This is a genomic window from Achromobacter piechaudii NBRC 102461 (genome assembly GCF_001571245.1).
GTDB classification, from domain to species: Bacteria; Pseudomonadota; Gammaproteobacteria; order Burkholderiales; family Burkholderiaceae_B; genus Achromobacter; species Achromobacter piechaudii.
Genome location: NZ_BCTK01000001.1, coordinates 627,973 through 650,942, shown reverse-complemented (window position 1 = coordinate 650,942; position 22,970 = coordinate 627,973). Strand labels below are relative to the sequence as shown.

Sequence of the window (22,970 nt, the reverse complement as noted above, 5' to 3'; positions counted from 1 at the left end):
CGAAGTGCAGGTTCTCAACACAACAACAGACACACTCGCAAAGAGAGGAGACATCGCATGAAATTCCGCAATCTGATTGGCGCCGCGCTGTGCGCCGCCGCCGTGGTCGGCATGACGCCCGCGCACGCGCAGAACTACAAGCCCGAATACAAGCTGTCCATCGTGGTGGGCACGACCTTCCCGTGGGGCCAGGGCGCCGAGATCTGGTCCAAGCTGGTGCGCGAGCGCACCGATGGCCGCATCAACATCAAGGTGTATCCGGGCACCTCGCTGGTCCAGGGCGACCAGACGCGCGAATTCACCGCCATCCGCCAGGGCGTGATCGACATGGCCGTCGGCTCCACCATCAACTGGTCGCCGCAGGTCAAGCAGTTGAACCTGTTCTCGCTGCCCTTCCTGATGCCCGACTACGCCGCCATCGACGCGCTGGTGCAAGGCGACGTGGGCCGCGAAATGTTCAAGCTGATCGAAAAAGCGGGCGTCGTGCCGCTGGCCTGGGGCGAGAACGGCTATCGCCAGGTCAGCAACTCCAAGCGCGAAATCAAGAAGCCCGAAGACATGAAGGGCATGAAGCTGCGCGTGGTGGGTTCGCCGCTGTACATCGATACGTTCACGGCGCTGGGCGCCAACCCCACGCAGATGAGCTGGGCCGATGCGCAGCCGGCGCTGGCCAGCGGCGCCGTCGACGGGCAGGAAAATCCGCTGTCGATCTACACGGGCTCCAAGCTGTACACGGTGGGCCAGAAATACCTGACCCTGTGGAACTACGTGGCCGATCCGCTGATCTTCGTGGTCAACCGCGAGGTGTGGAACTCCTGGTCGGAAAAGGACCGCGACATCGTGCGCCAGGCCGCGCTGGATGCCGGCAAGCAGCAGATCGTCATCGCGCGCAAGGGCGTGACGCCTGAAGACCCGTCGCTGCTCAAGGAAATCGAAGGCCACGGCGTGACCGTGACGTCTTTGTCCAAGGCAGAACACGACGCCTTCGCGAAGATCACGCAGCCCGTCTATGACAAGTGGAAGAAGCAGATCGGCGAAGACCTGGTCAACATGGCCGAAAAGTCCATCGCCGCGCGCAAGCAGTAAGCCAGGCCGTTTTAGCGAAAGCGTATTGATTTAAGCAGCAAGCCCCAGGGGAACGGCGGCGCAAGCCGCCAAACCGAGGCAGGGACGTCAGAGCCCTCCCAACCAAACAGGCGCCAGTCAAAAGCTGGCGCCTGTTTCCTTTTGGCCGCTCGCGCTGCCCTACGGGTAGCGCACTTCCAGGATGTCCAGCTCTTCGATGCCGCCGGGGGTGCGCAGCACGACCGTATCGCCTTCCCTGGCCTTGATGAGCGCGCGCGCCACCGGTGAAATCCAGCTGATCTTGCCCGCCAGCGGCTCGGCTTCGTCCACGCCGACGATGGTGACGGTGTGCTCTTCGCCAGCCTTGTCCGAATACCGCACGGTGGCGCCGAAGAAGACCTGGTCGCGGTTCGGTTGCAGCGCCGGGTCGACGACTTCGGCGATGTCCAGGCGCTTGGTCAGAAAGCGCATGCGGCGGTCGATTTCGCGCAGGCGCTTCTTGCCGTAAAGGTAATCGCCGTTTTCCGAGCGGTCGCCATTGGAGGCGGCCCACGACACCACTTGCACGACGGACGGACGCTCCACGTTCATCAGGTGCGTCAGTTCGGCGCGCAGGCGTTCGTAGCCTTCGGGGGTCATGTAGTTCTTGGTGCCTGCGGGCAATGCCTGGGCTTGCGGCAGGTCGTCGTCGTCGTCCTCGTTGTCGGACTCTTTAACAAAGGCTTTGTTCATAGCGGCTGCGCCGCAATGGCGCGATCCCAATCTCAATGGCTAGCAGGATGGGCGGCAGGAGCCGCCCGCGTCAGAACCAATCGTGCCAGACCGGCTTCAGGAAGGACGGCAGCGAGGGCAGGCGGCCCAGGTCGATCCGGCTTTCCGTGGGGCTGTGGAAGTCGGACCCGCGCGAGGCCAGGAAGCCGTAGCGGCGCGCGACCTCGGCATACTGGCGCGCTTCCTCGACGGTGTGGCTGCCCGTGGTGACTTCGATGCCCTCTCCCCCCAACTGGAGGAATTCGTCGAACAGCGCGGCAAATTGCAGCGGCGTGTACTTATAGCGGCCCGGATGCGCGATGACGGCGCGGCCGCCCGCGCCCCGGATCCAGCCCACGGCTTCGGCCAGGGTTGCCCATTGCATGGGCACATGGCCGGGGCGGTCATCGCCCAGGTGCTTGGTGAATACGGTTTGCACGTCGGGGCAGTAGCCCGCCTCGACCAGATAGCGTGCAAAGTGGGTGCGGCTGATCAATTCGGGGTTGCCGGCAAAAGGCAACGCGCCTTCGTAAGCACCCGGCATGCCCATTTCAGCCAGGCGCTCGCCGATGCGCTTGGCGCGTTCGGCGCGGCCGGAGCGGGTCTTGCGCAGGCCGGCCGCCAGTTCGGCGTTTGCCGGATCGAATTGCAGGCCAACGATGTGCACCGTCAGGCCCGCCCAGGTGACGGAAATTTCAACGCCGGTGGAAAAGCGCATGCCCAGATCCTCGGCCGCGCGCGCGGCTTCGGCCAGGCCGCCGATCTCGTCGTGGTCGGTCAATGCCCAGACGTCGACGCCATTGGCATGCGCGCGCCGCGCCACGTCGGCAGGCGCGAGCGCGCCGTCGGACACGGTGGAATGGCAGTGCAGATCGATGTTCAGGGTGGGCGATGTCATCGGGCTATTGTAGAGAAGGCCCGACGGCATGAATAGCGCCGGGGCGTCCCCCTGATCGCGGCGCGGACTTCAGGCCAGCAAAAAGGCCGCCACCGGGTCCACCTGGCTATCGGCGATCAAGGTTGGCGCGTGCCCCACCCCGGGCACTTCCAGCGCCTGGGCGCGGGGGTTGCGCTTGAGCATCTCGTCCACGGTCTGGCGGGTCAACAGATCGGACTGTTCCCCGCGCAGGATCAGGATCGGGCACGGCGTGGCGTCGTAGGACCGCCACAGGATCTGCTCGCCAGCGGCCAGTTCCTCGGGTGTTTGCGCAGCCAGCGCCTGGGCCAGCGCCAGGTCGTAGTGCTTGACCCATTTGCCGCCGAACTCCGGATACAGGAACCGCGCCAGGTCCGCCCACTGCGCGTCGGTATGCGGGCCGAAGGTTTCCGAGCTGGCGCGCATGGCCGCCACGGCTTCTTCGAACGAGGCGAATTCGCCCGCCTGACCCACGTACTGGCCGATGCGCGACAACGCCCCCGTTTCCAGGCGCGGCCCCACGTCGTTCAGCACAAGCTTGTCCAGCTGGATGCCCTGGCCGGGCGGCAGCATGCCCGCGTGCGGGCGCATCGCCTGCATGGCGCCGGCGAACACCGCCGCGCCCGACAGTGCCAACCCGATCAAGCCGCCCATCGACGTGCCCACCCAGGCCAGCCGGGCCGGCGCCAGGCGCGCGATCAAGGTGACCATGTCGGATACGTACTGCGGCACGGTATAGAAGGCGGGATTGGCCAGCCAGTCAGAGCGGCCGCGCCCCACGACGTCGGGGCACACCACCCGATAGCGGCTGGACAAGCGGCGGGCCAGCGCGTCGAAGTCCCGGCCGCTGCGCGTCAGGCCATGTACGCAGACCAGCACCTGGTCATTGGCGGGGTCGCCCCATTCCCAATAGGCCATCCGGTGCAAGCCCGCCGGGCTGGCGCAGGTGACGAAATCCAAGCGGGGCTCAAGGCCGGCGTCCACCATGTTCATGCTCCACGTATCGGCGCTCGCCGATATGGCGGTTCACCAGGGCGCATTAGTGTAATCGCGCCGGGCAAACTGACGCATGACAGTTGCGACGCCGCCAAGTCCGCATTCGTCGATGCGCCGCAGGCTGGACACTGCGCCCGCGCCTCGCTACGATCACCCCATTCTCATTGGCGCCCCCCGTTTCGTGGCAGCACATTGCCGCTGGCTATCATGCCGATCCAATCTTTGAATTGGCATCGGCCGCCCGTTGGGGCCAGAGTTATGAGTTTCAGGCATTGCCAGATCAGTCATCCCAAAATTGATATGGAGTCGCTATGCAGCAAAGCAGTCCTGTCTCTCCACTGACCGCTGACCACGAGCCCCCCGCCGTCAGCCCCCCTCCCCCAGAACCCCCAAAAGTGCTCCAGGACGTCCTGTCCCGCGCCGACGTGCAGATCAACGGCACGCGCCCGTGGGACATCCAGGTGCATGACAAACACATGTACGAACGCGTCTTCGCCAGCTGGTCGCTGGGGCTGGGCGAATCGTATATGGACGGGGAATGGGACTGCGACCGGCTGGACGAGCTTTTCACTCGCCTGCTACAGGCCGACATGGGTTCCGCGGCGCTGGGCGTGGCGCGCATCAAGCTGATCGCCGAGCATCTGCGCCACAAACTGTTCAATCTACAGTCCAAGAATCGCGCCTTTGAAGTGGGCGAACAGCACTACGACGCGGGCAACGACGTGTTCGAAGCCATGCTGGACAGCCGCATGATCTATTCCTGCGCCTATTGGGAAACCGCCAAGACGCTGGAAGACGCGCAGTTGGCCAAGCTGGACATGATCTGCCGCAAGCTGCAACTGAAGCCGGGCGAAACGCTGCTCGATATCGGCTGCGGCTGGGGCGGACTGGCCAAGTTCGCGGCCGAGAACTACGGCGTGTCGGTCACCGGCGTGACGGTGTCCAAGGAACAGCTGGCGCTGGCGCAGGAACGCGTCAAGGGCCTGCCGGTGCAACTGCTGCTGCAAGACTACCGCGACCTGCAAGGCAGTTTCGACAAGGTCGTGTCGGTGGGCATGTTCGAGCACGTCGGGCCGAAGAACTACGACACCTACTTCACCAACGTGCAGCGGCTGATGGCGCCGGACGGCATCTTCCTTCTGCACACCATCGGCATCGAGGCCACCAGCCAGAGCACCGATCCGTGGATCGACCGCTACGTGTTCCCGAACGGCAAGCTGCCGTCCGCGCGCGAGATCGCCAGCGCCGTCGAACACCGCTTCATCATCGAAGACTGGCACAACTTCGGCACGGACTACGACCGCACGCTGATGGCTTGGTGGGACCGTTTCGAACAAGCCTGGCCCAAGCTGCAAGCGCGTTACGGCACGCGCTTTTACCGCATGTGGAAATACTATCTGATGTGCTGCGCGGGCTTTTTCAGGTCGCGCGAAGGCCAATTGTGGCAGGTGATCCTGACGCACCGGCAGCGCCGCGACGTGTACCGTTCGCTGCGCCCCGGCACGGCGGCATAACCGCCGTCAGGCCTTAACGCGGGGCGCTTTCAAAGCGCCCCGTTTGCGTCTGCGCGGATCATGTCGGCGGCGCGCTCGGCAATCATGATGGTCGGCGAATTGGTGTTGCCCGAGGTGATCAGCGGCATCACCGACGCATCGGCGATGCGCAGGCCCTCAAGCCCGAAGACGCGCAGCCGCGCATCCACCACCGCGCCATCGTCCGCGCTCTTGCCCATCGCGCAGGTTCCCACCGGATGAAAGATGGTGGTGCCGATCTTGCCGGCCGCCTCGCGCAGTTGCGCGTCCGTCTGGTAGTCGGCCCCCGGCAGCCATTCCTGCGGCTGGTAGCGCTGCAAGGCGGGCGCGGCGGCGATCCGCCGGACCAGGCGGATCGAATCGGCCGCCACCTGGATGTCGGCCTCGGTGCTCAGGTAGTTGGCCGCGATGACGGGCGCGGCGCCCTCGGGCGTGCCCGCCGCGCCCTGCGCATGCACGCTGCCGCGCGAGGTCGGACGCAGATTGCACACGCTGGCCGTGAAGGCATCGAACGCATGCAGCGGCTCTCCAAAGGCGCCCAGCGACAAGGGCTGAACATGAAACTCCACGTTGGCGCGCGCCTGCCCGGGGTCCGACTTGGCGAACGCCCCCAACTGCGACGGCGCCATGCTCATCGGCCCGCTCCGGCGCAGCAGGTATTCCAGCCCAATGCCCGCCTTGCCCAGCCACGACCCGACCATCCGGTTCAACGTCTTGACGCCATTGACCTTGAGGATCACGCGCAATTGCAGATGGTCTTGCAGGTTTTCGCCCACGCCGGGCAGAGCATGGCGTAGCGCGATGCCGCTTTCGCGCAGCCGCGCCGGTTCGCCGATGCCCGAGAGTTCAAGCAGATGCGGCGTGTTGACCGCGCCCGCCGCCATCACCACTTCGCGCCGCGCGCGCACGGTGATGGGCTGCCCGTTGCGCCGCAGCTGCACGCCCACGCAGCGCTTGTCTTCAAACACCAGTTGCTCGGCCAGCGCGCCCGTCATGACATGCAGATTGGGCCGCTTGCGCACCGGACGCAAGAACGCCTTGGCGGTGTTCCAGCGCCAGCCGCTGCGCTGGTTCACTTCAAAATAGCCGCTGCCGAAGTTGTCGCCCCGATTGAAGTCCTGCACACGCGGGATGCCTTCCTGTTCCGCCGCCTGCGCAAAGGCCTCCAGAATGTCCCAACGCAGCCGCTGCGCCTCGACTCGCCATTCGCCGCCCGCGCCGTGGAATTCGTCGGCCCCCCGGTGGTAGTCCTCGCTGCGCTTGAAGATCGGCAGCACCTGGTCCCAACCCCATGACGCGTCGCCCGACAGCGCGGCCCAATTTTCATAGTCTTCGCGCTGGCCGCGCATGTAGATCATGCCGTTGATCGACGAACATCCGCCCAGAACCCGGCCGCGCGGATAGATCAGCGACCTGCCGCCCAGCCCCGGTTCCTTGACCGTGCGGTACATCCAGTCGGTGCGCGGGTTGCCGATGCAGTAGAGGTAGCCCACCGGGATATGGATCCAGTGGTAGTTGTCGCGGCCGCCCGCTTCCAACAGCAGCACCTCGGCGCCCGGATCCTGGCTGAGTCGATTGGCCAGCACGCAGCCGGCCGAACCCGCGCCCACGATGACGTAGTCGTATGTCTCCATAAGCTCTTCTTATCTGGTTGACGGCAGGTGTCCCCGTCGCCACATTGAGCCGACCCGGCTTTGGTCTTCCTGCGCACGCCGGGCATCTGGCGTGACTCTGGCGCAGCTGCCCTCGCCTGTCCAATGAAAAGTTGAAATTCGGCTTATAAGCATCTTTAATAATGCTCACCTTGCCAGGACGCCGCCCATGGATATCAAGCACCTACGCACCTTTGCCGCCGTGGCGCGCGAAGGCAATCTGACCCGCGCGGCCGAACACCTGCACCTGACGCAGCCGGCATTGAGCCTGCAATTGAAGAACTTCCAGGAATCACTGGACCTGAGCTTGTTCACGCGCGGCGCGCAAGGGCTGGCGCCCAACGCCGACGGGCGCGCGCTGCTGCCAGCGGCGCTACGCGTGCTGGACGCGATGGAAGACTTCGAGCGCGCCATCGGGGCCCTGCGCGACACGGTGCAGGGCGAGCTGCGCATGGGCACCATCCTGGACCCCGAATTCCTGCGGCTGGGCGCCACGCTCCAGCATCTGATGGAGCACTATCCGAAGATCCGCCCCACGTTGCGCCATGGCATGTCCGGGTCAGTCGGGCGCCAGGTCCGCACCGGGGAATTGGACGTGGGATTTTTTCTTGGACCAGCCGGGGCAACGGGCGGCCCGCCGCTGCTTGAGGTGTTGCCGCTGGCCACCTTCACCTATTACGTGGTGGCGCCCAAGGGCTGGGGCGCGCAGGTTGCCGGACGTGGCTGGCAGGACATCGCCGCGCTGCCCTGGATCTGGACGCCGCCGGATTCCGTGCACCATCGGCTGCTGGCCGGCAGGTTCGACGCGCTGGGCGTCACGCCCAATGCCGTCGCCCAGGTGGATCAGGAAGCGTCGATGCTGGATCTGGTGCGCTCGGGCGTCGGGCTGTCGCTGGTGCGTGATTCGATCGCGCTGCGCGAATCCCAGGCCAGCGGGCTGTTGCTGGTGCAGGGCCTGACGATTGCCGCCGAACTGTCGTTCATCACGCTGGCGGCGCGCCGCGCGGACCCGCTGGTCGCGGCGGCCTTCACGGCGGTCAGCGCGGCCTTTGCCTGAACGGCGCGGCCGCCCTGCCCAACGCCGCTATTGCGCCTTGATGCCCGCGCGCTTGGCGATCTGCGCGAACCGTGGCGTTTCCTCGGCGATGACGCGCGCCACGCCTGACGCATCCATGGGCGTCGGCTCGAAGCCGCTGGCGTGCAACTGGCTTTGCGTCTCGGGGTCTTGCAGCGCCTTGGCAATCGCCGCGTTCAGCGTGGCGATCACATCGGCCGGCACGCGCTTGGGCGCGAACACGGCAATCCATGTATCCATGCTGACGTTGGGATAGCCCGCCTCGGCCACCGTCGGCACGTCGGGCAGGAAGGCCGAGCGCTGCGGCGTGGTGACGGCGATGGCGCGGATCTTGCCTGACTTGACCTGCGGCATGGCCGACACGACGGTATCGAACAGGATGGGGATCTGGCCGCCGATCAGGTCGGTCATGGCCGGGCCGCTGCCCTTGTAGGGGATGTGCGTCATGCGCGTGCCGGCCGCTTCCTGGAACATCTCGCCGGCGAAGTGCGACACGGTGCCGATGCCGAACGAGCCATACGAAAACTTGTCGCCCTGCTTGCGGGCGGCGTCGACCAGGCCCTTGACGTCGGTATAGGGCGTCTGCGGATTGGCGACGATGATCAGCGCCGCGCGCCCTATCATGCTGACGGGCTGGAAGTCTTGCGACGGGCTATAGGGCAGCTTGTCGTACACGGCCGGATTGACGGTGAAGGTCGTGCCCGAACTGAGCAGCAGCGTGTAGCCATCGGGCTCCGCCTTGGCCACGGTCTGCGCGCCCAGGATCGTGCCCGCGCCCGCCTTGTTCTCGACAATGATCGATTGCTTGAGCTCCTGGCCCAGCCGCTTGGCGATGATGCGGCCCAGCACGTCGCCCGCACCCCCTGGCGGATATGGCACGACCAGCTGGATGGGCCGTTGCGGATAATCGGCCGCCTGGGCCGCCCCCGCGCAAGCCGTGACGGCGAGGGCGGCGCAGGCCGCGCCAAATTTTCTGCGTTGCATGAACATGGTTGTCCCCTTGTTGTTCGATGGGTCTTGGGCAGAATTCCTAAGCAGCCGGCGACAAGCCGCGCGCGTCAGTCAGCGCAGCCTGCCCGGCGCCAGCAACGACGGCGCGACGCCCTCGTCGACCAGCCATACCGGCAAGGGCTGTCGCAGCAGCAAGGCCGCCGCCAGCGCCGACACGCCCGCGGCGGATTGAATGCCATAGCCGCCTTGCGCCGCCAGCCAGAAAAAGCCCGGCTGGCCTTCGTCATAGCCCACCACCATGTCGCCGTCGGGCACGAACGAGCGCAGCCCGGCCCACACGTGCGAGGGCCGCCTGATCGTCAGCGTGGTGGCGGATTCGATGTGATAGATGCCGGTGGCTACGTCCAGCTCTTCGGCCACCACGTCGTGCGGGGCGACCGGGTCAGCGTTGGCGGGCGAGCCCAGCAACTGGCCCGCGTCGGGTTTGAAGTAGAAGCTTTCGTCGATGCCCACCACGGCCGGCCATGTGCTGCAATCCACGCCATCGGGCGGCGCGAAAGTGAAGGCGCTGCGCCGGCAAGGCTGCAAGCCCACGGGCGCGACGCCGCAAGCGCGGGCCACGTCGTCCGCCCACGCGCCCGCCGCATTGACGAGCACGCCGGCTCGCAACGTGGCGCCGTCCTTGAACCGCAGCGTCCACACGCCGTCGTCCGACCGCTGGCCGGATTCAACGTCGGCATGGCAGCGCAGCACCGCGCCGTGCCGACGCGCGCCGGCCAGAAAGCCCTGGTGCAGCGCATGCACGTCCAGATCGCGCGCGTCGGGTTCGAACAAGGCGCCGCCCGCCACCGCGTCCGGCCGGATGCACGGCACGCGCGCCATGGCCTGCTCGCCATCCAGCAACTGCACGTTGCCGGCCTGCGCCGCGGCCGCCTCGTAGCTTTGCATCAGCGTGTCACGCTGGTCGGCGCTGGCGATGTACAGGCAGCCCCGCTCGCCCAGCAGGGGATGGTCGGTGAAGCCAGCGGGAGGCTGCTCGTAGAAGGCGCGGCTGGCGCGGGTCAGCGCCTGGATCTGCTGCGTGCCGTAGGTCTCCATGAACATGGCGGCCGAGCGGCCCGTGGAGTGGTAACCCGGCTGCGATTCGCGTTCCAGCAGCATGACCCGCTTTTGTCCCGGCCCCTCGGCGGTCAAGCGATAAGCCAGCGACGCGCCAGCGATGCCCGCCCCTACAATGACAACGTCAAATTGATCGTCTTTTGAACCCACTTTCACGCTGCTCATCCCGGAGATCCCGTTGCAAATTTCTCGTATTTGAGAATTCTCAGATATGACAAAATATCCGTCAACGAAAAACACCGAGCAGCCGCGCGCAAGCCCGTGGCGCTAAGGGAAAGCACTGATATGCCGATCATCCGTCCCCCCTCGCCCGCCTCCAACATCCTGGCTGATCGAACCAGCCTGGGCGTGCGGCTGCGCGGTTTGCGCCGGGGGCGCTCGATGACGCTCAAGGAACTGTCGGCGCTGACCGGCGTGGCCTTGTCCACGCTGTCCAAGATGGAACTGGGACAGGTGTCGATCAGCTACGCCAAATTCGCCGCCGTGGCGCGCGCGCTGGAAGTCGATATCGCCCATCTGTTCGGCCCGGTCAACGCGCCCGACAGCAACAGCCCCCCGCCCACGGCCATGCGCTGCACGCTGGCCGAATCGCCCGGCTACTTGACCGGCACCTACGATTACAAGCTGTTGGCCGGCCACTACCCCCAACGCAGCATGACGCCGATGTATGGCCGCATCCTGGCGCGGGATGCAGCCGAGTTCGACGACTACATGCGCCACGCCGGCCAGGAGTTCCTGGTGGTGCTCGAAGGCGAGCTGGAAATCCGCTTTGAAAACGGCGAATCCCTGGTGCTGTCCCGCCACGAAACGGCGTACTTCGATAGTGGCGTGGGCCATATCTACCTGTCGCGCAGCGCCCAACCGGCAGAAATCATGGTGGTGATGACAGGCGGCGCGTAACGGGCACGCAGCTTGCTGCTCGCCATGCGTCACCGTTCGCAGGCAGAGCTCCATGACCGCACCCAAGCCCGATGATGTCCGCACCGGCCAATACACCGGCCCCCTACCCCGCGAGACCTTTCGGCTGCGCTTCATGCGCCGTTTCTACGACCCCGCTTTTCAGGCCGAACAGGACGCGCTGAACCGCCTGGAAGCCATTGCGTGGGACGCTTACCAGGACGGCCGCAAGGCTCCCATCACCGTCAAGGCCGGCGCGGCCTACGCCGACCCCGACTACGATCTGTCCGTGGAATGGAAGGACGCCCACGACCGTCTCGCGCAAGCCGCGCAGCAACAGGGCCGCGCCGACACGCCTGCGCGCGTGCTGGTCGTGATCGGCGCATCTCGCAACGACGGCACCTGTCCGGGCGAGGTCTCAAAAACCTGGCGCCTGGCGCAGATCGTCCGCGCCGAACTGGAAAGCGCCGGCGTGCAGGCCGACATGCTGGACCTGAGCCGGCTGACGTCCGAATACCAGTATCAGATCCATCCATGCAAAGGCTGCGCGTCCACCGCGATGCCGCTTTGCCACTGGCCGTGCAGCTGTTATCCGAACCACTCGCTGGGACAGGATAACGATGCGATGAACGACATCTATGAACAATGGGTGGCCGCGCACGGCGTGATTCTGCTGGCGCCGACCTACTGGTACCAGTCGCCCAGCCCGCTCAAGCTGATGATCGACCGGCTGGTCTGCGCGGACGGCGGCAACCCCGACCCCACCACCACGTCCGGCAAAGACGCGGCCAAGGCCAAGCGCGTCGAACTGGCGGGCTGGTCTTACCCCAAGCATCTGGCCGGCCGCGCCTATGGCCTGGTGGTGCATGGCGACGTGGCCGGCATCGAAGGCCAGCGCCGCGCCCTGAGCGACTGGCTGGATTGGATGGGGCTGGTCGACGCCGGGTCAATGGCCCGCCTGGACCGGTACATCGGCTATTACCGGCCCTACGCCACCAGTCACGCCGATCTGGACGAGGACACGGCGGTCCAGGAAGAGGTGCGCAACGTGGCGCGGGCGATGGCCCAATGCCTGCCGCGCCTGCGCTCCGGAGAGCTTGCCCCGCCCGACCAGGGGCTGCGCGAACCTCGACCCAAGTAGCCGGCGAGCGCGACGACGTATCAACAGGACGATCAGTATCAGCAGGTGATGCACATGCAGAACGAATTGGATTCAAGGACGGCAGTGCGAGGCCGGCAAGAGCCAGACCCGCAGCAGGGTTGGAGGCAGGCGTTGCATCGGGACGGCGAGCGCAGCGGAAAGCGCGCTGAGAACTCCAACGAGGACAAGGCGGAGCAGGACGGCGGCCATCGCAACGCATCGTCCCAATCGGAGCCCCCGGCGAAGTCGAACGTCGTCTCGAAATTCTTCGATCATTTTGCCGCGCGCGTCACGCATTGGGCCGGCTCGCCCATCGCCTTCGGCCTGGCCTTGTGCGCCGTGCTGGTATGGGCCGTCACAGGCCCGCTCTTCGATTACTCCGAGACCTGGCAACTGGTCATCAATACCGGCACCACCATCGTCACCTTCCTGATGGTGTTCCTGATTCAGCAAAGCCAGAACAAGGACGGCCGCGCGCTGCACCTGAAGCTGGACGAATTGCTGATCGCGTTGAAGGGCGCCGACGAACGCCTGGTCGATGCCGAAGATCTGGATGAAGACAAGCTGCTGGCGTTGGCAGCGGCCTGCACCGCGCGCGCTCGCGCGCAGGCGCGCCGCGACCGGTCGCAAGGCGCCAAGCCGCGCCGGACGAAATCCGTCAGAGGCGCAAAATCCACCGTGCGCGCCAGCTTGCGAGTCAGGCGCGGCGCGTTGCGCGCGGGCAAGGCCGAGCAATCTTGAACACACGGCGCGGGCGGGCGTCATGCGCCTTGCCCGCCGCGCCCACCAGCCGCCTCATGTTGCGCTGCGCCAAACCAGTGCGGCCCGCACAACGGCTTGCACTGCTTTGACGCATCAAGCCAGCTCGGCATGCCCCGCCCGCGTGGCGTGATTTCCTCCCGCAACCTCCTACTTCCCCTATGACAGCGCACGCGCCGCAACGCCGCGCGCGCAGCCGTCCTCAAGCTGGCATGGTCTTTGCTTAAGTGTTCATGCATGCCGCAAGGCACGCAACACAACTTATGCAGTACCGGCAAAGGCGCCCCGACCGACAGGTCCAGGGCGCTTTTTGTCTTTTGAAACCCAAACCACAAGCCTGGGGAAATTGATGAAAGCAACGGCCACTCCCGACTCCTTGCAGACCTTGGTTGTGATCGGCAACGGCATGGTGGGCCACCATTGCGTCGAACAGTTGATCGCACGGGGCGCGCTGGAGCGCTATCGCATCCACGTCTATGGCGAAGAAACGCGCCGCGCCTACGACCGCGTCCATCTGTCCGAATACCTGAATGGCCGCGACGCCGAATCGATGTCGATGTGCGATGCCGCCTTCTACGAACGCGAGGGCCTCGTCCTGCATCTGGGCGAACCCGTGCTGGAGATCGACCGCAACGCCCGCCAAGTGGTGACGGCAACCGGTCGCGTCGGCTACGACAAGCTGGTGCTGGCCACGGGTTCCTATCCGTTCGTGCCGCCGATTGCCGGCGCCGAAGGCGCATCGCGGCTGGTGTATCGCAGCATCGACGACCTGGACCTGATCCGCGCGGCGGCCCAAGGCGCGCGCCGGGGCGTCGTCGTCGGTGGCGGCCTGTTGGGCCTGGAAGCCGCCAATGCCTTGAAGTCGCTCAACCTGGAAGCGCACGTCGTGGAATTCGCGCCGCGCCTGATGCCGGTGCAGCTGGACGAAGAAGGCGGCGCGGCGCTCAAGGCGCGCATCGAAGCGCTGGGCGTCGGCGTACACCTGTCGCGCGCCACGCAGGACATCAAGCCCGGCACGCAGTATCGCTACCGCATGCGCTTTGCCGAAGGCGCGCCGCTGGAAACCGACCTGATCGTGTTCTCGGCCGGCATCCGCCCGCAGGTGTCGCTGGCGCGCCGCGCCGGGCTGGCGCTGGCCGAACGCGGCGGCGTCGCCATCGACGACCATTGCCGCAGCAGCGACGAACACATCTACGCCATCGGCGAATGCGCGGCCTGGAACGGCAGCGTGTTCGGCCTGGTGGCGCCGGGCTATCAGATGGCACGCATCGCCGCCGCCCAATTGTGCGACGCGCCGGAACAAGCATTCACCGGCGCGGACATGTCGACCAAGCTCAAGCTCTTGGGCGTGGACGTGGGCTCGATCGGCGACGCACATGGCGCGACGCCCGGCGCGCGCAGCTACCGCTACATCGACGAGGCCGGCGCCAGCTATCGCCGGCTGGTGGTCTCTGCCGATGGCAAGCGCGTGCTGGGCGCGGTGCTGGTGGGCGACAACCGCTACTACGACACGCTGCTGCAATACGCACAGAACGGCATCGCGCCGCCCGCCGATCCGGCCAGCCTGATCCTGCCCGCCAGCAGCGCCGCGCCCGCGCTGGGCGTGGACGCGCTGCCCGCCACCGCCACGATCTGCTCCTGTCACAACGTCAGCAAAGGCGCGGTCAGCGCCGCCATCGATGGCGGCTGCGCCGACCTGGCCGCCGTCAAAAGCTGCACCAAGGCGGCCTCGGGTTGCGGCGGTTGCGCCGCGCTGCTCAAGCAGGTGGTGGAACACGAACTGTCCAGCCGTGGCGTGGCCGTGGACAAGAGCCTTTGCGAACACTTCGCCTACACGCGCCAGGAGCTCTACGCCATCGTGCGAGTCGGCGGCATCGAGTCCTTCGAGGAACTGCTGGCCAGCCATGGCCGGGGCCATGTGGGCTGCGACATCTGCAAGCCGGCGGTGGGCTCGATTCTGGCGTCGTGCTGGAACCGCCCCATCCAGGAACCGCGTCTGGTGCCGCTGCAAGACACCAACGACACGTTCATGGCGAACATGCAGAAAAACGGCACGTACTCGGTCGTGCCGCGCATCCCGGCTGGCGAGATCACGCCCGACGGCCTGATCGCCATCGGCGCGGTCGCCAAGAAATACAAGCTGTACACCAAGATCACGGGTGGCCAACGTATCGACCTGTTCGGCGCGCAACTGCACGAACTGCCCGATATCTGGAGCGAACTGATCGCCGCCGGTTTTGAAACCGGGCACGCCTATGGCAAGTCCACGCGCACCGTCAAATCCTGCGTGGGCAGCACCTGGTGCCGCTACGGCGTGCAGGACAGCGTGCGGATGGCGCTGGATATCGAGCACCGCTACAAGGGCCTGCGTTCGCCGCACAAGCTGAAGTTCGCCGTGTCTGGCTGCACCCGCGAATGCGCCGAGGCGCAAAGCAAGGACATCGGCGTGATCGCCACGGAGAACGGCTGGAACCTGTATGTGTGCGGCAACGGCGGCATGCGTCCGCGCCACGCCGAACTGTTCGCCACCGACCTGGACGACGCGATGTTGATCCGCGTCATCGATCGGGTGCTGATGTTCTACATCCGCACCGCCGACAAGCTGCAACGCACGTCGGTCTGGCGCGAATCGCTGGAAGGCGGGCTGGACTATCTGAAGGACGTGGTGCTCAACGACAGCCTGGGGCTGGCCGCCGAGCTGGAAGCGCAGATGCAGCTGGTGGTGGACCGCTACGAATGCGAATGGGCCAACACCGTCAGCGACCCCGACAAGCTCAAGCGCTTTCGCACCTTCGTCAACCAACGCGGCGGCGACCCCGACATCGAGTTCATCCAGGAACGCGGCCAACCCCGGCCCGCCCCCGCGCGCACGACGGCGCGCGTCATCCCCATCGCCGAGGAGATCGTCTGATGCCAGCCCCCTCTACCCCCACTTCGGCCTGGCGCGCGGTCTGCGCGCGCCAGGACCTGGTTGCCGGCTCCGGCGTGGTCGCCATGGTGGACGGCCAGCAGATCGCCCTGTTCTATCTGCCGGACGTGGACGGCGCGCCGCTCTACGCCATTGAAAACCGCGATCCGAAATCGGGCGCGAATGTCATCGGTCGCGGCCTGATCGGCCATCTTGGCGGCGAGCTGGTGGTGGCCTCGCCCCTCTACAAGCAGCACTTCCGGCTGACGGACGGCCAGTGCGTGCAATACCCCGAACAAAAGCTGCGCACTTGGCGGGCCCGATTCAACGGCGACACCGTTGAACTTGCCTGATCGCATTCCAACCTTTCCTCAACACAAAAGGTCAATCATGTCCTACCTGGTCCCTTCCGAATTCGTCACCAAGATGGTGGACGCGGGCGAATCCAAAATCTACATGGCGACGCGCGACGTCCTGATCCGCGCCTTCATGGCAGGCGCCATCCTGGCGATTGCCGCCGTGTTCGCCGTCACGGTCACGGTGCAGACCGGCTCGCCCATCCTGGGCGCCGCGCTGTTTCCGGTGGGCTTCTGCATTCTGTACCTGATGGGTTTCGACCTGCTGACCGGCGTGTTCGTACTGACGCCGCTGGCGCTGTTCGACAAGCGGCCCGGCGTGACCGTCAAGGCCATCCTGAAGCACTGGGGCTTTGTCTTCGTCGGCAACTTCCTGGGCGCGTTGACGGTGGCGGTGCTGATGTCCATCGTGTTCACCTACGGCTTTTCCGTGCCGCCCAACAAGGTCGGTGAAGTCATTGCGCACATCGGCGAAAACCGCACGCTGGGCTACAAGGAATACGGCGCGGGCGGCATGCTGACGATCTTCATCCGGGGCGTGCTGTGCAACTGGATGGTGTCGCTGGGCGTGGTCGGCGCCATGATTTCCACGTCGGTCAGCGGCAAGGTCATCGCCATGTGGATGCCCGTCATGCTGTTCTTCGCCATGGGCTTCGAACATTCCATCGTCAACATGTTCCTGTTCCCGTCGGCGATGATCATGGGCGGCAAGTTCTCGATCATGGACTACATGATCTGGAACGAGATCCCCGTGGTGCTGGGCAACCTGATCGGCGGCATCTCGCTGACGGGCCTGACGCTCTACACCACGCACATGAAGACCGCGCCCAAGCGCCGCTTCAACTGAGCCCCGCCGGACGCCTGCCGTGATGGACAGCCACGCGCCCGGCGCCGCCGCCTCTTTGCAGGTGGCGGTGGGCCAGCACACCGAGCCGGGCAGAAAGCCCGTCAACCAGGACTTTCATGGCCTGTGCGTGCCGGCCGAACCCCTGCTGGGCGCCAAGGGTGTCGCCATCGCGCTGGCCGACGGCATCAGCAGCAGCCAGGTCAGCCACATCGCCAGCGAAACGGCAGTGGCCAGCTTCCTGGAAGACTATTACTGCACGCCGGAAACCTGGTCGGTGAAAAAATCGGCGCACAAGGTCTTGAGCGCCGCCAACAGCTGGCTGCACGCGCAGACGCGCCAGCGCCATCATCCCGACCAGCCGCGCGACGCCGACCGGGGCTATGTCTGCACCATGACGGTGATGGTGCTCAAGGCCAGCACCGCGCACATCCTGCACATCGGCGACGCGCGCATCTACCGCCTGCGCGCGGGCATCATGGAGCAGTTGACCGACGACCATCGCGTGTGGATCTCGCAGGACCAAAGCTATCTGGGCCGTGCGCTGGGCCTGGCGCCGCATCTTGAAATCGACTATCACACGCAGCCGCTGGAAGCCGGCGACGTCTTCCTGCTGGCGACCGATGGCGTATACGAACATATCGACGCCCAGGATGTGGCGCGCGTCATCGCGGCGCATCCCGACGCGCTGGATGCCGCCGCGCGCGACCTGGCGCAGTTGGCGCTGGAACGCGGCAGCACCGATAACCTGACCGCGCAGCTGGTCCGCATCGACGCCCTGCCGCCGCGCCGCGCCGACGAGCTGGCGCGCTACAGCCTGAACCTGCCCTGCCCGCCGCTGCTGACCGCTGGCATGACGTTCGAGGGCTTTCGAATCCAGGAAGAACTGCACGCCAGCCATCGCAGCCACGTCTATCTGGCCCACGACATCGACAGCGGCGACGCGGTCGTCATCAAGATTCCGTCGCTGGACCTGCGCCATGACCCCGCGTACCTGGAACGCCTGCTGACGGAGGAGTGGATCGCCCGCCGCATCGACAGCCGGCACGTGGTGCGCGCCTGGCCCATGCCGCGCGCGCGCCGCTCGCTGTACACGGTCAGCGAATACCTGCCCGGCCGCACGCTGACGCGCTGGATGGCCGAGCATCCGCGCCCCACGCTGGACCAGGCGGTGACGCTGATCGAGCAGATCGCCCGGGGCTTGCAGGCCTTTCATCGGCTGGAGATCGTGCATCAGGACCTGCGGCCCGACAACGTGCTGATCGGCGACGATGGCGTGGCGCGCATCATCGACCTGGGCTCGACGCAGGCGGCCGGGCTGTGGGACCGCGCCGCCCCGGACGACGACGCGCCGGCCATGCTGGGCACCGCCCAGTACGCCGCGCCCGAATACTTCCTGGGCGAGGCCGGCACACCAAGATCGGACCTGTATTCACTGGCCGCCATGCTCTATCAGATGCTGTGCGGCCGCCTGCCCTACGGCGCCGAGGTGGCGCGCGCCCGCAGCCGCGCCGCGCAGTTGCGGCTGAATTACGTGTCGGTGCTGGACCGCGACCGCGAGCTGCCCGCCTGGATCGACGGCGTACTCAGTCGCGCGCTGCACCCCGACCCCGCGCTGCGCACCCCCGAGCTGTCGGAATTCACGCACGCGCTGCGCCATCCGCCCGAGGCCACGCGCCGGGGCGAACGGCTGCCGCTGCTCGAACGCAATCCGCTGGCGTTCTGGAAGGGCCTGAGCCTTGTCCAGTTCGCCGTCATTCTTTTCCTTCTGCTTACGCGCTGAACCCATGGAGCCTTTCATGAACCCTTCCGTCTGGCTGATCGGCGCCGGCCCCGGCGACCCCGAATTGCTGACCCTGAAAGCCGTGCGCGCCTTAAGCCAGGCCGACGTCGTGCTGGTCGATGACCTGGTCAACCCGCAGGTGCTGGACTATTGCCCGAAGGCCCGCCTGGTCTATGTAGGCAAGCGCGGCGGCTGCCGTTCCACGCCGCAGCAATTCATTCAGCGCCTGATGCTGCGCTACGCCCGCCAGGGCCTGCGCGTGGCCCGCTTGAAGGGTGGCGACCCCTGCATCTTCGGCCGGGGCGGCGAAGAAGCCCAATGGCTTGCCGACCACGGCGTCCGCTGCGAAATCGTCAACGGCATCACCGCCGGACTGGCCGCCGCCACCGCTTGCGGCATTCCCTTGACCCGACGCGGCATGGCCCAGGGCGTTACACTGATCACCGCCCATTCCCAGGACGGCGCCACGCCGGATTGGACGGGGCTGGCGCGCAGCGGCACGACGCTGGTGGTCTATATGGGGGTAGCCAAATTGCACGACCTGAGCAGCCAATTGCTGGCGGCCGGCATGGCGCCCGATATGCCCGTGGCGATGATCGAACGCGCCTCGCTGGCGGACCAACGCGAATGCCGTTCCACGCTTGCCGCGATGGCGGCGGACGCGGCGGCCTTCCAGTTGCGCAGCCCCGCCGTGCTGGTCATCGGCCACGTGGCGGCATGCCAGTTATATGGCAATGCCGACGCCGACCTGCCCTTGCTCGACACCGTCGCAACCGCGCTGCGCCGCAGCGCCTGACCTGCCTGCCCGCGAATCCCATGGCCGAACGCCACATCCCGCCGCCCCTGCGTTTCCTGCTCGCCGCGCGGCGCAGCGAACTGCATGGCCTGGAAAGCCTGGCCGTCACGTGCGAGCTGGCGGTGCACCTCAGCGCGCTGGTGCACGCCTTGCAGAAGGAACGCGGCTATTCCAACCTGACGCTATGCAGCGCGCAAGGCCGCCTGCCGCAAGAGGGACACGAACAGACCTTGGCCGCGCTGGTCCAGGACGCCGTGCGCGTCGAAGCCGAGGTGCGGCGCTTTCTGGACGGCCTGGCCGCCGCCCCGCAGGCCAGCGACAAGGCCCGATTGCTCAACTGCATTGCGTACGCGCTGTTCCGGCTGGACGAATTGCCTGGGCTGCGCCGCCAGGTGCGCGACGTGTCGCTGCCCGCCGACGAGGCGGACGCGCGCTACACGCAGATCATCAGCAGCCTGCTGGCCGTGGTGTTCGAAGCGGCCGACTCGGCGCTGGACCCCGCCGTCACGCGCACCCTGGTCGCCTTGCTGAACTTCATGCAAGGCAAGGAACTGAGCGGCCAGGAACGCGCGGCGGGCGTGATCGGCTTGACCAAGGGCTACTTCACCGAGCCGCAGAAGGCGCGCATGCTGGGCCTGGCCGCGCATCAAGCCCGCAGCTTCGATGTCTACGCCCAATACGCGCAAGACGACGCGCTGCAATGCTGGGACCGCATCTTGCAACAAGGGCAGCCCGTCGAGCGCATGCGCGACATGGCGCAGCGCACGTCCAGCGAGCAACGCGTGGACGGCGCGCTGGCCGAGCTGTGGTTCGATCTGTACACCGCCCGCATCGACGCCATGCGCGAAGTGGAAAGCCTGCTGGCCCAGGCGCTGGCGCGGCAGTGCGAACACCGCATCGCCGAAACGCGCCAGGAACTGGCCGACCGCCAACTGCTGCTTGCCCGCTACGCCGACCACGCCAGCGGCCGCGCGCCCAGCATGGTGTTCAGCGTGCAAAGCCGCCCGGTCGACACCCCGCCCGCCGACGGCGTGGGCAGCGTGCTGGAACGGTCCATCCTTGAATTGATGCGCGAACAGACGCTGCGCATGCAGCGCACCGACGATGCCTTGAACAGCGTGCGCGGCGCGCTCGAAGAAAGAAAGCGCATCGACCGCGCCAAGCGGCTGCTGATCAACCGGTACGGCCTGACCGAACAGGCCGCGCACGAGCGCCTGCAACGCGCCGCCATGGACGGCGGCTTGTCGCTGGCCGACGTGGCACGGCAGGTGATCGACCAGTTGGGCTCGGACTGACGGCCGGCTTATCGGAACACCCGCTGTATCCCGCTGACCAGCGCGCCCGCCAGCGCGAGCACCGCCAGCGCACGAAAGTGATCCAGGTTGGCCAACAGCACCGATTGCTGGTCCACCAACTGCGCGATGTGCGCCAACGCCATCCGCTGCGCCTGCACCGGATCGGCCACCGCCGCATAGACGCCGCTCAATGCCGTTCTGGCCGCTTCGAAGTTGCCGTTGCCCGAAGCGATACGCGCTTGCAGCACGTTGTAGTGTTCGGAGCTCAACCACTGCTGCCCGACGGTGGCCGCCATGATGCCCAGCGCCTGCCCCACCTGCGCCAGCATGTTCTTGACCTGCTGCGCGTGCGCGAACACGGCTGGATCATGGGTCAGCCCGTTGAACGTGTTCATGGCGGTGGCAGGCATCAGGATCATGATGAAGACGCCATAGCAGGCCAGCGCGGGCAGCACGTCGGTCCACGGGTCGGCGGCGGGCGTCAGCCGCGACATCAGCACGCCGAACGCGGCCAAGGCCAGAAACCCCGTCACGAAGAATTTGCGTGGCGACGGCCAGCGAGGCAGCAAGCGCGACATCACCGCGAAGGTCAGCACGCCCGCCCCCAGGCCCATCGCGAAGAACATGCCCGTGTTGGCCCACGACAAGCCCAGCGCGCGTTGCAGCATCTGCGGCACCAGATAGCCATTGGCGCCTAGCATCAGATAGCAGAACATGAAGAGCGCCAGCCCAGCGAGAAAGCGCACCTCTTTCAGGCCGCCCAGCTTGAGCAGCGGCGCTCCGTTGCGCGTCTCGGCGCGCACGAAATACGCCAGCGCCAGCAAGCCGGTCAACGCGAACAACAGCAACCGGTGACGGTCACTGAAAAAGTCGTAATAGGAACGCTGCAACGCGTGCAGCAACAGATAGCTGCCCAACCCCAATGCGGCAATGGGCACCAGCCGCGCCTGGCCCGCGACCGTGGCGCCCGCCTGCCTGCCCGGCATCGCGCGCGCGACGGGAATCATCGCCAGCACCGACAACCCGGCCACCAGCCAGAACATCAGCGGCCAGCCATCGTGATCCACGGCCGCCGCCGCCAGCAAGGGCCCCAGCGCCGTGCCGGTGCATAAGCCCGTCGCCAACGCCTTGATTCCGACAAAGCGCGCAGGACCCGGCGCGATCAGGTTCACGGTCAGGCGCGACGAGGTCAGCATGGCTGCGCAACCCATCGCCATCGACACCCGGCCCAGCAGAAACCCCGCTTCGCTGCGAGACGACGCACAGACCACCGCGCCCACCGCCGCAGCGCCCAGCGAGGCCAACAGATAGCGACGCAGGCCCAGGTGATGCACCAGCCATCCTTGCAACGCAATCATCACCACCGCGACGCAGGCGTAGATGACGGCGACCGAGGTGTATTCCTCGGGGCTTGCGCCGATCTCGCCCATGATGGGCGTGGCGGCGAAGGTGACCATGCCGTTTTGCAGGAAGTCGATGAAGGTCAGCGCGCCGATCGTCGCCAGCAAGGCGGGCGGTATGCGGGGTGCAACGGCGGTATTGGTAGAGGACATGGGGTTTTATGCCCAGGCTGTATATGCCTAGGCAGATAAATAGATAAAAAAATTTGACGGCCGGGTACGGCTCTAGGTACGGCTACGGCTGCGCGGCCTCCGCGTTGATCAGCAAACGCGACAACAGCTTGTGCAGCATTTCTGCGTCCGCCTCGGAGAAACCGGCCAGCAGACGCCGCATGGCAATCTCGGTCGCCGCCAGCGCCTGGGGCAACGCGGCCTGGCCGAGTTCGGTCAGTTCGATCAGATAGCTGCGCCGATCGGCTTCGTTTTCCACGCGGCGGATAAAGCCCTTGGCCACGATGCGATCCAGCAGCCGCGTCATCGCGCCCGAGTCATACGCCAGCACGCGGCAGAAATCACTGAGCGTGCGGCCCCACCCTTTCGCCAGGCAGTTCAGCACGACATACTGCGGCGTCGTGAGTTCGAAAGGCGCCAGCTCGCGTTCCAGCGCCTCGTGAATGCTGCCGCGCACCGACGTAATCATGAAACCGAGTTCACCGGTATAAAAGCGGTCCAGCACGGCGGGTTTGGCGGTAGGCATGGCGGTCTCGCGGGTGACGGGTTCGGTCGTAAAAGACG

The 22,970-nt window shown here is 66.3% G+C and carries 20 protein-coding genes; 12 read left to right on the top strand and 8 right to left on the bottom strand.

The features are described from left to right. Positions 1-57 precede the first annotated feature (57 nt). On the top strand, positions 58-1,086 hold the full coding sequence (locus API01S_RS03095; RefSeq protein ID WP_050730179.1) for a DctP family TRAP transporter solute-binding subunit: 1,029 nt from the start codon (positions 58-60) through the stop codon (positions 1,084-1,086). Between the two features lie 159 nt (positions 1,087-1,245). Here the strand turns inward: API01S_RS03095 and greB are convergent, their stop codons facing one another. From greB to API01S_RS03080, 3 genes are all read right to left on the bottom strand, one after another. Beyond that, positions 1,246-1,797 (bottom strand): transcription elongation factor GreB, encoded by a 552-nt coding sequence (greB, locus tag API01S_RS03090; RefSeq protein WP_006220054.1) that lies wholly within the window; start codon positions 1,795-1,797, stop codon positions 1,246-1,248. 70 nt (positions 1,798-1,867) lie between these two features. Continuing rightward, positions 1,868-2,713 (bottom strand): 3',5'-nucleoside bisphosphate phosphatase, encoded by an 846-nt coding sequence (locus API01S_RS03085; protein WP_039883309.1) that lies wholly within the window; start codon positions 2,711-2,713, stop codon positions 1,868-1,870. 69 nt (positions 2,714-2,782) lie between these two features. After that, positions 2,783-3,718, bottom strand: a complete 936-nt coding sequence (locus API01S_RS03080) for an alpha/beta fold hydrolase (RefSeq protein WP_039883310.1) — start codon at positions 3,716-3,718, stop codon at positions 2,783-2,785. A gap of 320 nt (positions 3,719-4,038) precedes the next feature. On the opposite strand from API01S_RS03080, the gene cfa reads away from it, so the two are divergent. After that, positions 4,039-5,241, top strand: coding sequence for a cyclopropane fatty acyl phospholipid synthase (gene cfa / locus API01S_RS03075; RefSeq protein ID WP_156487049.1), 1,203 nt, complete (start codon positions 4,039-4,041; stop codon positions 5,239-5,241). Between the two features lie 29 nt (positions 5,242-5,270). Here the strand turns inward: cfa and API01S_RS03070 are convergent, their stop codons facing one another. After that, positions 5,271-6,893 carry a GMC family oxidoreductase gene (locus API01S_RS03070; protein ID WP_061303043.1) on the bottom strand — a complete coding sequence of 541 codons (1,623 nt, stop codon included), beginning with the start codon at positions 6,891-6,893 and terminating at the stop codon, positions 5,271-5,273. 187 nt (positions 6,894-7,080) lie between these two features. On the opposite strand from API01S_RS03070, the gene API01S_RS03065 reads away from it, so the two are divergent. Next, positions 7,081-7,968, top strand: a complete 888-nt coding sequence (locus API01S_RS03065) for a LysR family transcriptional regulator (RefSeq protein ID WP_061303041.1) — start codon at positions 7,081-7,083, stop codon at positions 7,966-7,968. Positions 7,969-7,995: 27 nt separating this feature from the next. Here the strand turns inward: API01S_RS03065 and API01S_RS03060 are convergent, their stop codons facing one another. After that, positions 7,996-8,976, bottom strand: a complete 981-nt coding sequence (locus tag API01S_RS03060; RefSeq protein ID WP_156487048.1) for a Bug family tripartite tricarboxylate transporter substrate binding protein — start codon at positions 8,974-8,976, stop codon at positions 7,996-7,998. 72 nt (positions 8,977-9,048) lie between these two features. Next, entirely contained in the window at positions 9,049-10,221 is a 1,173-nt protein-coding gene (locus API01S_RS03055; protein ID WP_061303039.1) for an NAD(P)/FAD-dependent oxidoreductase, read from the bottom strand. Positions 10,222-10,341: 120 nt separating this feature from the next. On the opposite strand from API01S_RS03055, the gene API01S_RS03050 reads away from it, so the two are divergent. The 9 genes from API01S_RS03050 (at position 10,342) to API01S_RS03010 (ending at position 20,835) form a co-directional block, all read left to right on the top strand. Then, positions 10,342-10,956: a helix-turn-helix domain-containing protein gene (locus API01S_RS03050; RefSeq protein WP_006220063.1), complete on the top strand. Its 615-nt coding sequence runs from the start codon at positions 10,342-10,344 to the stop codon at positions 10,954-10,956. A gap of 52 nt (positions 10,957-11,008) precedes the next feature. Beyond that, entirely contained in the window at positions 11,009-12,094 is a 1,086-nt protein-coding gene (locus API01S_RS03045) for a flavodoxin family protein (protein WP_061303037.1), read from the top strand. 54 nt (positions 12,095-12,148) lie between these two features. After that, on the top strand, positions 12,149-12,835 hold the full coding sequence (locus tag API01S_RS28680; RefSeq protein WP_084802375.1) for a low affinity iron permease family protein: 687 nt from the start codon (positions 12,149-12,151) through the stop codon (positions 12,833-12,835). A 367-nt stretch (positions 12,836-13,202) separates the two neighbouring features. Beyond that, the gene (nirB, locus tag API01S_RS03035; RefSeq protein WP_006220066.1) at positions 13,203-15,764 is read left to right on the top strand and encodes a nitrite reductase large subunit NirB; all 2,562 of its coding nucleotides are present in this window, start codon (positions 13,203-13,205) and stop codon (positions 15,762-15,764) included. After that, positions 15,764-16,114, top strand: coding sequence for a nitrite reductase small subunit NirD (nirD, locus tag API01S_RS03030; RefSeq protein ID WP_006220067.1), 351 nt, complete (start codon positions 15,764-15,766; stop codon positions 16,112-16,114). Before nirB ends, nirD begins: the two co-directional genes overlap by 1 nt. A 37-nt stretch (positions 16,115-16,151) precedes the next feature. Further along, positions 16,152-16,964, top strand: coding sequence for a formate/nitrite transporter family protein (locus API01S_RS03025; protein WP_006220069.1), 813 nt, complete (start codon positions 16,152-16,154; stop codon positions 16,962-16,964). Positions 16,965-16,986: 22 nt separating this feature from the next. Next, positions 16,987-18,744, top strand: coding sequence for a bifunctional protein-serine/threonine kinase/phosphatase (locus tag API01S_RS03020; RefSeq protein WP_061303035.1), 1,758 nt, complete (start codon positions 16,987-16,989; stop codon positions 18,742-18,744). A 16-nt stretch (positions 18,745-18,760) separates the two neighbouring features. Then, entirely contained in the window at positions 18,761-19,540 is a 780-nt protein-coding gene (cobA, locus tag API01S_RS03015) for a uroporphyrinogen-III C-methyltransferase (RefSeq protein WP_061303033.1), read from the top strand. 20 nt (positions 19,541-19,560) lie between these two features. Beyond that, entirely contained in the window at positions 19,561-20,835 is a 1,275-nt protein-coding gene (locus API01S_RS03010) for a nitrate- and nitrite sensing domain-containing protein (protein ID WP_061303030.1), read from the top strand. A gap of 8 nt (positions 20,836-20,843) precedes the next feature. On the opposite strand, the gene API01S_RS03005 is transcribed toward API01S_RS03010, so the two are convergent. Both API01S_RS03005 and API01S_RS03000 read right to left on the bottom strand, forming a co-directional pair. Further along, on the bottom strand, positions 20,844-22,388 hold the full coding sequence (locus tag API01S_RS03005; protein ID WP_061303028.1) for an MFS transporter: 1,545 nt from the start codon (positions 22,386-22,388) through the stop codon (positions 20,844-20,846). Between the two features lie 82 nt (positions 22,389-22,470). After that, a complete protein-coding gene (locus tag API01S_RS03000) occupies positions 22,471-22,932 on the bottom strand; it encodes a MarR family winged helix-turn-helix transcriptional regulator (RefSeq protein ID WP_006220074.1) in 462 nt (153 codons plus the stop codon). Between the last annotated feature and the right edge of the window lie 38 nt (positions 22,933-22,970).

Bases quoted from the DNA above. Each gene is read 5' to 3' on its own strand.
- API01S_RS03095 (WP_050730179.1), top strand. From the start codon at position 58: ATGAAATTCCGCAATCTGATTGGCGCCGCGCTGTGCGCCGCCGCCGTG.
- greB (WP_006220054.1), bottom strand. From the start codon at position 1,797: ATGAACAAAGCCTTTGTTAAAGAGTCCGACAACGAGGACGACGACGAC.
- API01S_RS03085 (WP_039883309.1), bottom strand. From the start codon at position 2,713: ATGACATCGCCCACCCTGAACATCGATCTGCACTGCCATTCCACCGTG.
- API01S_RS03080 (WP_039883310.1), bottom strand. From the start codon at position 3,718: ATGGTGGACGCCGGCCTTGAGCCCCGCTTGGATTTCGTCACCTGCGCC.
- cfa (WP_156487049.1), top strand. From the start codon at position 4,039: ATGCAGCAAAGCAGTCCTGTCTCTCCACTGACCGCTGACCACGAGCCC.
- API01S_RS03070 (WP_061303043.1), bottom strand. From the start codon at position 6,893: ATGGAGACATACGACTACGTCATCGTGGGCGCGGGTTCGGCCGGCTGC.
- API01S_RS03065 (WP_061303041.1), top strand. From the start codon at position 7,081: ATGGATATCAAGCACCTACGCACCTTTGCCGCCGTGGCGCGCGAAGGC.
- API01S_RS03060 (WP_156487048.1), bottom strand. From the start codon at position 8,976: ATGTTCATGCAACGCAGAAAATTTGGCGCGGCCTGCGCCGCCCTCGCC.
- API01S_RS03055 (WP_061303039.1), bottom strand. From the start codon at position 10,221: ATGAGCAGCGTGAAAGTGGGTTCAAAAGACGATCAATTTGACGTTGTC.
- API01S_RS03050 (WP_006220063.1), top strand. From the start codon at position 10,342: ATGCCGATCATCCGTCCCCCCTCGCCCGCCTCCAACATCCTGGCTGAT.
- API01S_RS03045 (WP_061303037.1), top strand. From the start codon at position 11,009: ATGACCGCACCCAAGCCCGATGATGTCCGCACCGGCCAATACACCGGC.
- API01S_RS28680 (WP_084802375.1), top strand. From the start codon at position 12,149: ATGCAGAACGAATTGGATTCAAGGACGGCAGTGCGAGGCCGGCAAGAG.
- nirB (WP_006220066.1), top strand. From the start codon at position 13,203: ATGAAAGCAACGGCCACTCCCGACTCCTTGCAGACCTTGGTTGTGATC.
- nirD (WP_006220067.1), top strand. From the start codon at position 15,764: ATGCCAGCCCCCTCTACCCCCACTTCGGCCTGGCGCGCGGTCTGCGCG.
- API01S_RS03025 (WP_006220069.1), top strand. From the start codon at position 16,152: ATGTCCTACCTGGTCCCTTCCGAATTCGTCACCAAGATGGTGGACGCG.
- API01S_RS03020 (WP_061303035.1), top strand. From the start codon at position 16,987: ATGGACAGCCACGCGCCCGGCGCCGCCGCCTCTTTGCAGGTGGCGGTG.
- cobA (WP_061303033.1), top strand. From the start codon at position 18,761: ATGAACCCTTCCGTCTGGCTGATCGGCGCCGGCCCCGGCGACCCCGAA.
- API01S_RS03010 (WP_061303030.1), top strand. From the start codon at position 19,561: ATGGCCGAACGCCACATCCCGCCGCCCCTGCGTTTCCTGCTCGCCGCG.
- API01S_RS03005 (WP_061303028.1), bottom strand. From the start codon at position 22,388: ATGTCCTCTACCAATACCGCCGTTGCACCCCGCATACCGCCCGCCTTG.
- API01S_RS03000 (WP_006220074.1), bottom strand. From the start codon at position 22,932: ATGCCTACCGCCAAACCCGCCGTGCTGGACCGCTTTTATACCGGTGAA.